The organism is Rhodococcus globerulus NBRC 14531 (assembly GCF_001894805.1).
Taxonomy (GTDB): domain Bacteria; phylum Actinomycetota; class Actinomycetes; order Mycobacteriales; family Mycobacteriaceae; genus Rhodococcus_F; species Rhodococcus_F globerula.
Genome location: NZ_BCWX01000001.1, coordinates 1,235,397 through 1,247,510, shown reverse-complemented (window position 1 = coordinate 1,247,510; position 12,114 = coordinate 1,235,397). Strand labels below are relative to the sequence as shown.

The window sequence follows — 12,114 nt, the reverse complement described above, 5'->3', positions numbered from 1 at the left end:
ATGACCGACGTACTCTCGTCCCCCGAACTGCTCGACCCGGTGAACCTGCGCGATCTTGCCGCGGTGCCAGTGGCAAGCGGATACATTCGCGAATCTGTCGCCTTCCGCAGCGACGACGTCTCACACCTGTCGACGGAATACGCCGATTCACTGTGGAACAGGGGCATCCGCACGGTGATCGATCTACGGTCCCCTGGCGAAGCGGCACACACCGGGCGCGGCCCACTCGCTGCTCACGCTATCGCCTATCACCACATTCCACTCGTCGCCGAGGTCGCCGCTCCCGCCGCCATGAATCAGGCGCTGCCACAGGTAACCACTCCCGATCACGTCGGCCAGTGGTATGCGGACCTTCTGGAATCCGCGGCACCTCAACTCGCGACAGGTCTGACCGTCCTCGCCCTGAGCCCCGGCGGAACCGTATTCCACTGCGCCGCAGGCAAGGACCGCACGGGGGTGTTTGCAGCGGCGCTGCTCAGTGCAGTCGGCGCGGACGCCGACGCCATCGCAGACGACTACGCCCGCACCTCGGCTGAGCTACCCCGCCTGCATGCGCGGGTCCAGATGATCATGGGCGGCTTCCTACCGTTCGACTTCGATGCGGACAGCATGCCCAGTGGCGCCATGATGGGCGCCGAGCGTACCTCCATGACCGTCATGCAGCGCACACTCGTGCGGCGCCACGGGGACGTTCTGGCGCCGTTGCGTGCGGCCGGACTCAGCCAGGAAATGGTTGCGCTCTTGCGCACGAAAATGCTTGCAGCACGGTGATACTCGAGAACGTGACAACACCGGAAACGCCGCGCGGACCCGGTCGCCCCCGCGATACCGCCGTCGAAGAAGCAGTCCTTACCGCAACCATCGAATTGTTGACGGAATTCCCCAGCGCTGACGAGGTGACGATCGCCGCCATCACCACTCGGTCCGGAATTTCGCGCGCCGCAATCTATCGACGATGGTCGAGCCGCGAGGAACTCCTGGCGGCAGCGCTCGACAGCGTCCGATCCGAGGTGAAGACAACCTTCACCGGCGATCTCCGCGTCGACCTTGCCAATTCCTTTGCGGTCGGCATGGTCGACGTGACCGGCGCGTCCGGTGACCTGGTTCGTAAACGCATCGTTCTCGGATTGCAGAACGACAAGGTCCGCGAAGCCAGCTGGCAGCAACACGTCTCACGGCGCCGCGTCCACCTGACGGAAGCAATGTCCGAAGCGCAGGCCGCAGGCACCTTGGACTCCTCGGTGGACACGGATGTCCTGATCGACCTGATCGTGGGAATGTCCTACTACCAGTTTGTCGTCCGCGGACCGTCCACGGCCGACGGGGCCGACGATCGGGTCCGTGCCGCAATCGAATTGCTGTGGCGCGGAGTTCAACCCCGAGACTGAGCGGAAGCATCACGGAAGGCGTCGCACAGTTTCCGTGCGGCGTCTTCCAGCACTGTTTCCGGATACGTCGCAAAACACAGTCGGGCCGATAGGCTCAGGTCTGCGTCGACGCCGAATGCGGCACCGGGCACAAAGGCAACACCATGCTCGACGGCAACATCGAGAACCGCCGCAGTGTCTACGGGTTCAAGGCTCTCCATCCAACAGAACATGCCGCCGCGCACGGGCGAGAATCGTGCGCTGTCGCCGAAGCCGGCCTCCAAGGCACTGACAAGAGTCTTCGCGCGGTTGCCGTAGGACGCCCGCAACTTGTCCAGATGCGCGTCGAACCACGCGGTGTCCGAGAACAAGTCGGCCGCAATCTGTTGAGTGAGCGACGACCCGCACAGATCTGCACCCTGTTTGATCAATTCGACCGCTTCGCACACGCGCCGGTCACCGTGCAGCCAGCCGACACGCAGGGCAGGAGCCAGCACCTTGGACGCACTGGACAGCCGAATCACCCTGTCCGACAATGCTGCGACCGGAAGCGGCGGCGGACCGTCGAAGTACAGTTCCCCGTACGGGTCGTCCTCGAGTATCCAGAAGCCGTACGTATCGGCAAGTTTCGCGAGGTGTGCGCGACGTTCGAGCGAAAGAACGGACCCGCGCGGATTGTGAAAGTTACTCACGGTATGAACAACTTTCGGACGTAGTCCACCCGCAAGCTTCGCTTCGAGAACGTCGGTATCCATGCCGTCCGCGTCGACCGGGACGGCGGCCAGGCTTGCCTGCGCAGTCCGAAAGACCTGCAGTGCGCCGGTATACGCCGGATCTTCCACAACAACGGTGTCACCGGCGTCGAGCAATACCTGAGCCAGCAAACTCAGGCCCTGTTGGGAACCATGCGTGACCACCACGTCGGACGATTCGAGTGTGCGGCCGATCTTGACGGATTCGCGGGCCGCAATGACCTCACGAAGGTGTCGCAACCCCGAGGTCTCACCGTACTGAACGGACGACGCATCACCGAGAGCGTCGGCAGCTGCCTGTGAAATGCGCTCTCGGGGAATAAAATTCGGATCCGGCAAGCCGCCGGCCAAACTGATCACGTCAGGGCGAGCAGTCAGGGTGAGCAGGTCACGGATTGCAGAACTACGGAGCCCACCCATACGAGCAGACAGCGCGGCGTGTTTCATAGAAACTCCCAGGCACGCAAAAAGAAAGATCAGAGGAAAAACACCCTGAGCCGCCGAGGGGTCTACGGGGCGGGGAGAGCGCCGTGGTACCGATCCATGATTCGACCGGTACCACGACTATCCCACCATCACGCCAATATGTGAAATCGAATTCTCAGATTTCGGGAAACCACATTACGGAAAATCAGTCGAGGTCGTCGTGACGCATGAGCTGACGCGCCGCCTCGGTGATCGAACCGGTCAGCGACGGGTACACCGAGAACGTCTGGGCCAGGTCGTTGACGCTCAGGTTGTTCTGCACGGCCATCGCGAGCGGCAGGATCAACTCGGATCCATTGGGCGCGACCACAACTCCGCCGATCACGACACCCGTTGCGGGACGGCAGAAGATCTTCACGAAGCCGCGACGCAGTCCGGACATCTTGGCGCGCGGGTTGGTGTTGAGCGGCAGCATGACGGTACGAGCCGGAACTTCACCGTTGTCGATTGCAGCCTGCGTCACACCCACCGTTGCGATCTCGGGACGTGTGAACACCGCCGACGCCACCGTCTTCAACTTGATGGGGCTCACGCCTTCACCGAGTGCGTGGTACATCGCGATGCGGCCCTGCATGGCGGCCACGGATGCGAGCGGGAGCAGGCCAGTGCAGTCACCGGCAGCGTAGATACCCGACACCGCGGTGCGGGAGACGCGGTCGACGCGCAGGTAGCCGCCCTTGTCGAGCTCGATGCCGACCTTGTCGAGACCGAGTCCGTCGGTGTTGGGAACCGAGCCGACTGTCATGAGGGCATGGCTGCCCTCGACCGTGCGGCCGTCGGAAAGCTTGACGATGATCCCGTCCTCGGTGCGCTCGACGGCATCGGCGCGCGCGTGCTTGACCAGGATCACGCCGCGCTCGGCCAACGCGTCTTCGAGCACGAGTGCCGCGTCGGCATCCTCGCCCGGGAGCACTCGGTCACGGCTGGACACCAGCGTCACCTTGACGCCCATCTCGGTGTACGCGGACACGAACTCGGCACCGGTCACACCGGAACCGACAACAACGAGGTGCGAGGGCAGCTCTTCCAAGTCGTAGAGCTGACGCCACGTCATGATGCGCTCACCGTCCGGCTCCGCGCCCGGGATGATGCGGGGGCTGGCGCCGGTCGCAATAAGGACTACGTCGGCAGCGATGGTGCGCTCCTCACCGTCGGCGAGGGTCGCCCGCACCTGGTGTGTCGCCAATCCGAGTTCCTGGTCCGTCAGTTCTGCGGTGCCGGAGAGGACCTCGACACCAACCGTCTGCAGTCGAGCGCGAATGTCCGAGGACTGGGACAGCGCAAGCGCCTTCACACGGGCGTGAATCTTGGGGAGCGACACCGACGCCTGCTCGGGATCGAGCGTGATTCCCAAATCGGATGCGCGACGCATGTCGGTGCGGATTCCGGTCGACGCGATGAACGTCTTCGACGGCACACAGTCGAACAGGACACACGCGCCGCCGACGCCGTCCGAATCGACCAGGGTGACGGTTGCGCCGTGCTGGGCAGCAACCAGCGCTGCCTCATATCCGGCAGGTCCGCCGCCGATGATCACGATCCGGGTCATATGTCCTCCAAGTCGTCAGGCGACCGGCAGGGGTCTCCCGCCAGTCCATATACCTCATGTACAGCACGCGTTGGTCACGCTATTGCAGCGATCGAGGTCGCGCAGTGCTTGTACCAGATTACTAGCGTCCGGTGGTCCGCTTCGCGTCACCCTCACACCACCGTTTAGGCTTGCGCCCGTGTCGATTTATGCTGCGTACGGTTCCAACATGCACCCCGAGCAGATGCTGTTGCGCTGCCCACACTCCCCCATGTCGGGAACTGGATGGTTGCGTGGCTGGCGCCTGACCTTCAGCGGCGAAGACCTCGGCTGGGAAGGCGCTCTCGCCACTGTGGTGGAGGACCCGGATTCCAGCGTTTTCGTAGTCCTCTACGACGTACCGGAAGAGGACGAGGTGAGCCTCGACCGCTGGGAAGGCGCCGAGCTCGGACTGCACCGCAAGATCCGGGTACGTGTCGATACTACGGACGGCGCCGTTCTGGCCTGGCTGTATGTCATGGACGCCTACGAAGGTGGTCTTCCGTCCGCTCGCTACATCGGTGTGATGGCCGACGCAGCCGAGATCGCGGGTGCTCCGGCCGACTACGTCCGGGAACTGCGGACGCGAAACAGCCGGAACGTGGGTCCCGGAAACGGTTTGACCGACTAATCCAGATTGACCGACTAGAGCAGCAAGAAGTAGGCCAGCACCGCGAGCGCGATGATCGCCGCTACGGCGGCAACTGTGATCACGATGCGCATGGAGCCGGACTTGCCGGTCTCGGTCTCCGCCACCGACGTAGGTTCCGCCTCCGCAGTAGCCACCTGTGCCCCTTCGGCCGACACGGCAACCTTCGGGACGTTGTCGAATACTTCGGTGACGTCATGTGACGGCGGCAGTCCGATCGGCACGATCTTGTGCGACGTCGACGTGAAACCGGCTGCAAGAATTGCTGCACCGAGCGCTGCCGACTGTTCCGGACCAGGTCCGAGTTCACAACGGACATTGAGCTTTTCGGCGACCCCAACGGCAATGGCCGTCATCGCCGCCTTGTCGCCCGCCATGTCACCGTCGCCGGTCACGACAACGGCGTCGAGGTTTTCCGGCATCCATCCGAAGGCGCCGAGCGCCGTTGCAATTCGTGAACTCGGAGAGCTGCCGTCGCCGGCGAATCCGAATGCGCGGCCCGCGGCAACACCCGAACGCACCAGGGTGACAGCGGCTCCGGTGTCGTCGACGTGATAGATCCCGATGAGCGTTCCGGCCAGCGCGGCGATTTCCGATTCGAACCACGCCGACACGGCTTCGGCGTCCGATACCAAGGTGACCCGTTCGAGGCCCGCGTAGACCAGTGAATCGCGCAGGATCGCCGCCGTCGAGGAATCCCAGCGTGACGGGTACGTCGCCACGATGTCGGGCGCGCCGCCGTCCTTACCCCCACGATCGGGCAGCGGCTCGCATTCCTGTAGCAGGCAGCGGATGGACGTTGCCACCAAATCTTCAGCGCGATAACGGGTATCAGCGGTTCCGGCAACACCGCTCGGATCGCCGACGCGGGCGACAAAGCCCGTCCAGCTTTCTGTGAACTCGCGGCCGCCGCCCAACTCCGACTCGCCGCCGAGCACGGTGGTGCCGTCCTTGCGCTGATTGAGAACCGTATCGCGAACGATTACCACCGGATCAGCCGAACCTGGATCGTTCGACGCGACCACTGCCGTCGACACCACTGTGCCGATTCGCACTCCCACACCTATGGACATGCCCGTACCTTCACTCGAACCTTACGAAAAACGGTGCCCCCGACGGGAACCGGAACTAACCGAGAACGAGGCTTGTGAGAACCTTCACGCCCACACCGAGCGCGCGCTCGTCGAGATCGAATGTGGGTTGATGGATATCGAGTTGTTCACCTTCGCCGGACCACACACCCAACCTGGCCATTGCACCAGGGACGGTCTCGAGGTACCACGAAAAGTCTTCTCCACCACCGGATTGTGGTGTGTCAGCCAAGGCATCCTGCCCGACGCTGGCGATGGCGTCCTCGAACATACGCGTCGAGACCTCGTCATTGACGACGGGCGGGACACCGCGGCGGTAGTTCAGTTGGTAGCGGACACCTGTCGGTGCGAGCAGTCCGTGCACGATCTCCTCCACAAGAGGTTCGAGCAGTTCCCACGTTTCGTGATCGCCCGTTCGGACCGTGCCCGTCATCATGCCGGTCTGTGGGATCGCGTTGGGCGCTTGACCGGCGCTGACCGCGCCCCACACCATGACGGTGCCGGTGCGCGGATCGATACGGCGGCTGAGCATTCCGGGCAATCCGGTGACAACAGTTCCGAGCGCGTAGATGAGATCGGTTGTCAGGTGAGGCCGCGACGTATGGCCTCCCGGCGAATCCAGAACCACTTCGACGGTATCGGCTGCGGACGTGATCGCACCGAGTCTCACACCGACCTGACCCGCTTCCAGGCGCGGATCACAATGCAGAGCAAAGATTCTCGAAACACCGTCGAGCGCACCGGCCGCGATGACGTCGAGCGCACCGCCCGGCATCACTTCTTCGGCAGGCTGGAAGATCAACCGAACTCCGACCGGAAGTTCCGGCAACGACGCCAAGGCCACACCAACGCCCAACAGGATCGTGGTGTGCGCGTCGTGCCCACAAGCGTGGGAAACACCAGGGACCGTGGACGAGTACGTCGCACCCGTCGCCTCCTGCATCGGCAGTGCATCCATGTCGGCGCGCAGGGCAATGCGGGGTCCGTCCGGACCGATATCGCACGTCAACCCCGTGCCGCCGGGAAGCACCTTCGGTGAAAGTCCAGCTTCGATGAGCCGCGTCGCGACAAATTCCGTTGTCGCGTATTCATGGCGCGCCAATTCGGGGTTGGCGTGAATGTGCCGTCGCCACGCGACCAGATCGTCGGTATGCGCGTGAATCCAAGTATCGATTGCCGCGTTCACCGGCGATCTACTCCTTCCAACAGACGGGCGCGTTCCGAAGGATCGGACGCTACCCGGACAGCAGTGCGAGCCAAGGCTATTGCGCCGTCTACAACGGCGCGATCAGCAGATTCCGTGACACACGCAGCAGCGAACTCCGGCTGATGTGTCACTGCCCCAGCTGAATCCAAACCGATCACAGGATGAATTCCAGGAATCACGTTGGTGACATTACCCATGTCGGTACTTCCGAGCGGACGAGAACGCTCCCATTCAGGTGCCAACGGCACCCGGCCCAGGTCCAGGATCTGTTCGCGGTACACGTCAGCGAGCCACGGATCAGGCGTCAATTCGGTGTAGGTCGGCGATACGGTGCGGATCTCGTGAGTGCAACCGGTGCCAAGAGCGCCGGCTGCAAAACAGGCATTCGACCGCTCCGACAGATTGGCCAACGACGCGGCGGTCTCCGCCCGCAAGTAATACAACAGCTCCGAACGCGCCGGCACGATGTTGGGGGCGGTTCCACCGTCACTGACGATGCCGTGAATCTGCTGACCGGGGAGCAGGTGCTGGCGCAACAACCCCACTGCCACCTGAGCCAGGGTTGCCGCGTCGGCGGCATTGAGTCCGAACTCCGGTGCGGCGGACGCGTGAGCCTCCCGTCCGTGGTAGCTGACGGCGATATCGGCCAAGGCCAGCGACGTCGCACCGATGATGTCGATCGGGCCAGGGTGAACCATCATCGCGGCGCCGACGCCGTCGAACGCCCCGCGCTCGAGCATCAGCACTTTGCCGCCACCGGTTTCCTCGGCCGGAGTTCCGATCACCCGAACAGTGATGCCGAGTTGGTCCGCCACAGACGCCAAGGCGATACCGGCACCTACCGCCGCCGCAGCGATGATGTTGTGCCCACAGGCGTGGCCGATGTCCGGAAGAGCGTCGTACTCGGCGCAGATCGCGATGACCAGCTCTCCGCTGCCGTACGTCGCATCGAACGCCGTGGGTAGATCGACCAGACCGCGAGTGATCGCGAAGCCGTGCTGCTCCAGCAGTTCGGACACCTTGGCGCTGCTGCGGAATTCCTCGAATGCAAGCTCCGGATCACCGTGAATCGAATGCGACAGCGCAATCAGATCGGTCTCCACAGACCTGACTACGCCGTCGACTTCATGATTCACCGAATCATTGTCTCACCCGAACGAGAAGTTGCTCTTGTCAGTCACCCGTCCAAGATCAACCAACAGGTCTCGATGAATCCCGGCCTTGATTCCGGCCAGGTTCGGTCCGTGTGTCGCGGTGAGCGCAGCGGCCTTGGCCACCGCGGTCGCGAGCACCGAATCACCCTCGACGGTTTCCTGGACAATTCCGGCAGACAGTGCGTCGGCGCCACCGAATCGGCGCCCGGTGGTCATTGCCTCCACGGCCGCTTGCTTGGGGAGTCTGCTGTTCAGCAGGGCCGACATGCCAACGGTGAACGGCATGTTCAGGCTCACCTCTGGCAGGCAGTAGAAACCGCGGTCGGCGCGCATGATCTGGAAGTCGTGCGACGTCGCGAGCATCGCGCCCGCTCCGAAGGCGTGGCCACCGATCGCCGCGACCGTCGCCATCGGGAATGTCAGCAAGCGGGTGTACAGCGTGTGTACCTTGTCGAGGTACCCGGGAAGACCGTCGATGTTGGCAAAGATCCACGTGGTGTCCAGGCCGTTCGTGTAGAACTTGCCCGTCGCCGTGGTGACCAGGGCAGCCGGCCCCTCGTGCGCTTCGACCTCGTCGAGTGCGCTGTGCACCGAGTCGATCCAATCAGGGGTGAAACGGTTCTCGTTGTCAGTTTCACCCTCGTTTCCGAGGTACAGGATGAATACGTCGCCGTCGCGTTCGAGATAAGGCATGAAGGGCAGCGTAATGGCCGGTAGGTCATCCGACGAACCGACCCGACTCGTCAGTAAGGTAACGCACATGGGAACGATCGCCGAAGCCGCCGCTGCCGCTCTGTCCGCCATGACCGGAAGCGCGCCGCCCTCCGTCGCCGTAGTCCTCGGTTCAGGGTGGACCGACGCTGCCGACCAGTTCGGTGAGCCCACCGCCGAGGTGTCGATGGCCGACCTACCTGGCTTCGCTCCGCCGTCGGCTCTCGGCCACGCCGGAAGGATCCGAACCGTCACCGTCGGCGATACCCAGGTCCTGTTGCTTCTCGGACGCACCCACGCGTACGAAGGCCATGAACTCAGCTCCGTGGTCCATCCCGTTCGCACCGCCATCGCAGCGGGCGCGGACACCGTGATCCTCACCAATGCCGCCGGCGGTATCCGCGAGGACTACGCCGTCGGTCAGCCGGTCCTGATCAGTGACCACCTCAACCTGACGGCCCGCTCGCCGTTGGTGGGCGCGGAATTCGTCGATCTCGTCGACGCCTACTCCCCCGAACTTCGAGCACTCGCTCGCTCCATCGACCCCGAACTCACCGAAGGCGTATACGCCGGGCTACCCGGGCCCCATTACGAAACGCCTGCCGAAATCCGGATGCTGCGCACCCTCGGCGCCGATCTCGTAGGCATGTCGACGGTCCACGAGACCATCGCGGCTCGCGCTCTGGGCGCACGGGTGTTGGGCATCTCGATGGTCACCAATCTTGCCGCGGGCATCACCGGCGCACCACTCGATCATCAGGAAGTACTCGCGGCAGGCAAGGCGTCCGCGACCCGAGTGGGAACGCTGCTGCGCCAACTGGTCCGCGAACTGTGATCCTGGCGGCGCAGGAGTGGATCAACTCCGATCCCGACCCGGCCACCAGGCGCGAACTCGCATCGCTCTCCGAACATGAACTGGCCGAACGTTTTTCCGCTCCACTGACATTCGGCACAGCGGGGTTGCGCGGACCGGTGCGAGGCGGCCCCAACGGGATGAACGTAGCTGTTGTCATCCGCACCACCGCCGGACTCGCAGCGTGGCTGAACGCGCACGGCCACAGCGGCTCTCACATCGTTGTCGGCCGCGACGCCCGCCATGGTTCCGAAGCATTTGCCACTGCCGGCGCCGAGGTCCTGGCCGCCGCCGGATTCGAGGTCACTCTTCTCCCCCGCCCGCTACCGACACCGGTGCTCGCATTTGCCGTTCGGGCACTCGGCGCCAGCGCCGGAATCCAGATCACCGCGTCGCACAACCCCGCCGCGGACAACGGCTACAAGGTGTACCTCGACGGTGGATCCCAACTGGTCTCACCGGCGGATCGCGAGATCGAAAGCGCGATCGCGAAGGTCGGCGGCGCGTCGAGCATTGCCAGAACTCCGGTGACGCCGGTGGGCAACTCCGTGATCGAAAACTACGTACGACGCGTCGCAACGCTTCCGCACGGGCAAGCCCGCAACATTCGCATCGCACTGACACCGCTACACGGCGTGGGCGGAGACACCGCACTGGCCGCGTTGCACGCCGCCGGTTTCACCGACGTCCACGTAGTCGCCGGGCAATTCGATCCCGATCCCGATTTCCCGACTGTCGCCTTTCCCAATCCGGAAGAACCCGGTGCCACCGATGCGCTTCTCGATCTGGCCGACACGGTGAACGCCGATCTCGCGATCGCTCTCGATCCGGACGCCGACCGCTGCGCCGTCGGGGTACGTGACGGCGACAGGTGGCGAATGCTTCGCGGAGACGAGACGGGCGTGCTGCTCGCCGACCACGTCCTCACCGCGGCTCGGCCGAATTCCCTCGTAGCGACCACCATCGTGTCGTCTACTCTGCTCTCGAAACTGGCTCCCACTCGCGGCGCTCGATTCGCCTGCACCCTCACCGGATTCAAGTGGCTGACCCGCGCGGGCGACGGTCTTGTCTACGCCTACGAGGAGGCGATCGGCCACTGCGTCGACCCCGACGCCGTCCGAGACAAGGACGGAATCTCGGCCGCCGTCCTGGTCGCCGATCTGGTTGCCACTCTTGCCGACACCGACCGAACCGTGCTGGATGTGCTCGACGACTACGCCCTCGAATTCGGCTACCACCACGGGGACCAAGTTTCCCGCAGAGTCGACGACGTTGCCGACATCGCCACGATCATGGACCGCGTTCGGAGCAATCCACCGCACGAAATCTGCGGCGAGGCAGTTGCTTTCGAAGATCTGGCTGCTTTCGAAGATCTGGCGACGGTCGGTTCGCCACTGCGCACCGACGCGGTGGTCTTCACCGGCGCGACGACGCGCATCGTCGTCCGCCCGTCCGGCACCGAGCCCAAGCTCAAGTGTTATCTCGAGGTCGTGATTCCGGTAGCGAACCGCAGCGAACTCGCCGGCGCCCAGGCAGCAGCGAAGACCCGGACAAGACAACTCCGGGCCTTCGCAGAAAATTTGTAGGCTAGCGCGGTCCGAACTGCCGATCGCCCGCGTCGCCGAGGCCCGGCACGATGAAAGCGTTCTCGTCCAAGCCGTCGTCGATGCTCGCCAGAACCAGGCGAACCGGGTGGCCGGACTCCGCAAGCGCGTCGACGCCACGCGGTGCCGCGACAACACACACCGCTGTCACGTCGGTTGCTCCGCGCGCAACGAGCAGGTCGATCGTGTGAACCATCGATCCACCGGTTGCCAGCATCGGATCGAGTACGAATACCGGGATTCCGGAGAGATCAGCCGGGAGCGATTCGAGGTACGGAACGGGCGCGTGGGTCTTCTCGTCGCGCGCCATTCCCACAAAGCCGACACCAGCCGACGGTATCAACGCACTGGCCTGCTCGACCATGCCCAGACCGGCGCGCAGCACCGGGACCAGCAACGGAGGCTTGGCCAGACGAATTCCCGTTGTCGCTGCCACCGGCGTGTCGACGGGGAACTCTTCGATCTCGGCGTCGCGCATTGCCTCGTACACGAGCATGTGCGTGAGCCGACGCAGAGCCGACCGGAATGTCGCATTGTCGCTGCGTGCATCACGCATTGTCGTCAGGAGTGCCGCTGCCAGCGGATGGTCGACTACGTGCGTTTGCATGACCATGAGGATAGTTCCTCGGGAACCGAGCGGCCCCGGGCGGCGTCCAAGAAAGGAGTAAGCGCA

The 12,114-nt window shown here is 64.0% G+C and carries 12 protein-coding genes; 5 read left to right on the top strand and 7 right to left on the bottom strand.

Going from position 1 to position 12,114, the window contains the following annotated elements; genetic code table 11:
• Both RG2_RS05500 and RG2_RS05495 read left to right on the top strand, forming a co-directional pair.
• Nucleotides 1–771 carry a tyrosine-protein phosphatase gene (locus RG2_RS05500; RefSeq protein WP_033231258.1) on the top strand — a complete coding sequence of 257 codons (771 nt, stop codon included), beginning with the start codon at nt 1–3 and terminating at the stop codon, nt 769–771.
• 11 nt (nt 772–782) lie between these two features.
• Nucleotides 783–1,388, top strand: coding sequence for a TetR/AcrR family transcriptional regulator (locus RG2_RS05495; RefSeq protein ID WP_033231518.1), 606 nt, complete (start codon nt 783–785; stop codon nt 1,386–1,388).
• Here RG2_RS05495 and RG2_RS05490 read toward each other — a convergent pair.
• Both RG2_RS05490 and RG2_RS05485 read right to left on the bottom strand, forming a co-directional pair.
• Nucleotides 1,373–2,566, bottom strand: coding sequence for an aminotransferase-like domain-containing protein (locus RG2_RS05490; protein ID WP_033231259.1), 1,194 nt, complete (start codon nt 2,564–2,566; stop codon nt 1,373–1,375). The two genes, RG2_RS05495 and RG2_RS05490, sit on opposite strands and share 16 nt — an antisense overlap.
• A gap of 184 nt (nt 2,567–2,750) precedes the next feature.
• On the bottom strand, nt 2,751–4,154 hold the full coding sequence (locus RG2_RS05485) for an NAD(P)H-quinone dehydrogenase (RefSeq protein ID WP_033231260.1): 1,404 nt from the start codon (nt 4,152–4,154) through the stop codon (nt 2,751–2,753).
• A gap of 178 nt (nt 4,155–4,332) precedes the next feature.
• Between RG2_RS05485 and RG2_RS05480 the strand changes: the two genes are divergently transcribed.
• Nucleotides 4,333–4,803 (top strand): gamma-glutamylcyclotransferase family protein, encoded by a 471-nt coding sequence (locus RG2_RS05480; protein WP_033231261.1) that lies wholly within the window; start codon nt 4,333–4,335, stop codon nt 4,801–4,803.
• Nucleotides 4,804–4,817: 14 nt separating this feature from the next.
• Here the strand turns inward: RG2_RS05480 and RG2_RS05475 are convergent, their stop codons facing one another.
• The 4 genes from RG2_RS05475 to RG2_RS05460 are packed head-to-tail and all read right to left on the bottom strand — an operon-like array spanning nt 4,818 to nt 8,966.
• A complete protein-coding gene (locus RG2_RS05475) occupies nt 4,818–5,894 on the bottom strand; it encodes a hypothetical protein (protein WP_033231262.1) in 1,077 nt (358 codons plus the stop codon).
• Between the two features lie 55 nt (nt 5,895–5,949).
• Nucleotides 5,950–7,098 carry a M20 family metallopeptidase gene (locus tag RG2_RS05470; protein WP_033231263.1) on the bottom strand — a complete coding sequence of 383 codons (1,149 nt, stop codon included), beginning with the start codon at nt 7,096–7,098 and terminating at the stop codon, nt 5,950–5,952.
• On the bottom strand, nt 7,095–8,255 hold the full coding sequence (locus tag RG2_RS05465) for a M20 family metallopeptidase (protein ID WP_051730213.1): 1,161 nt from the start codon (nt 8,253–8,255) through the stop codon (nt 7,095–7,097). Before RG2_RS05465 ends, RG2_RS05470 begins: the two co-directional genes overlap by 4 nt.
• A 12-nt stretch (nt 8,256–8,267) precedes the next feature.
• Nucleotides 8,268–8,966, bottom strand: coding sequence for an enoyl-CoA hydratase-related protein (locus tag RG2_RS05460; RefSeq protein ID WP_033231264.1), 699 nt, complete (start codon nt 8,964–8,966; stop codon nt 8,268–8,270).
• A 67-nt stretch (nt 8,967–9,033) separates the two neighbouring features.
• On the opposite strand from RG2_RS05460, the gene RG2_RS05455 reads away from it, so the two are divergent.
• On the top strand, nt 9,034–9,819 hold the full coding sequence (locus RG2_RS05455; RefSeq protein ID WP_033231520.1) for a purine-nucleoside phosphorylase: 786 nt from the start codon (nt 9,034–9,036) through the stop codon (nt 9,817–9,819).
• Between the two features lie 158 nt (nt 9,820–9,977).
• Entirely contained in the window at nt 9,978–11,423 is a 1,446-nt protein-coding gene (locus RG2_RS05450) for a phospho-sugar mutase (protein WP_230589982.1), read from the top strand.
• A 1-nt stretch (nt 11,424) separates the two neighbouring features.
• Here RG2_RS05450 and upp read toward each other — a convergent pair whose 3' ends face one another.
• Nucleotides 11,425–12,048: a uracil phosphoribosyltransferase gene (gene upp / locus RG2_RS05445; protein ID WP_033231521.1), complete on the bottom strand. Its 624-nt coding sequence runs from the start codon at nt 12,046–12,048 to the stop codon at nt 11,425–11,427.
• Between the last annotated feature and the right edge of the window lie 66 nt (nt 12,049–12,114).

Bases quoted from the DNA above. Each gene is read 5' to 3' on its own strand.
- RG2_RS05485 (WP_033231260.1), bottom strand. From the start codon at position 4,154: ATGACCCGGATCGTGATCATCGGCGGCGGACCTGCCGGATATGAGGCA.
- RG2_RS05450 (WP_230589982.1), top strand. From the start codon at position 9,978: ATGAACGTAGCTGTTGTCATCCGCACCACCGCCGGACTCGCAGCGTGG.
- RG2_RS05475 (WP_033231262.1), bottom strand. From the start codon at position 5,894: ATGTCCATAGGTGTGGGAGTGCGAATCGGCACAGTGGTGTCGACGGCA.
- RG2_RS05490 (WP_033231259.1), bottom strand. From the start codon at position 2,566: ATGAAACACGCCGCGCTGTCTGCTCGTATGGGTGGGCTCCGTAGTTCT.
- RG2_RS05455 (WP_033231520.1), top strand. From the start codon at position 9,034: ATGGGAACGATCGCCGAAGCCGCCGCTGCCGCTCTGTCCGCCATGACC.
- RG2_RS05500 (WP_033231258.1), top strand. From the start codon at position 1: ATGACCGACGTACTCTCGTCCCCCGAACTGCTCGACCCGGTGAACCTG.
- RG2_RS05460 (WP_033231264.1), bottom strand. From the start codon at position 8,966: ATGCCTTATCTCGAACGCGACGGCGACGTATTCATCCTGTACCTCGGA.
- upp (WP_033231521.1), bottom strand. From the start codon at position 12,048: ATGCAAACGCACGTAGTCGACCATCCGCTGGCAGCGGCACTCCTGACG.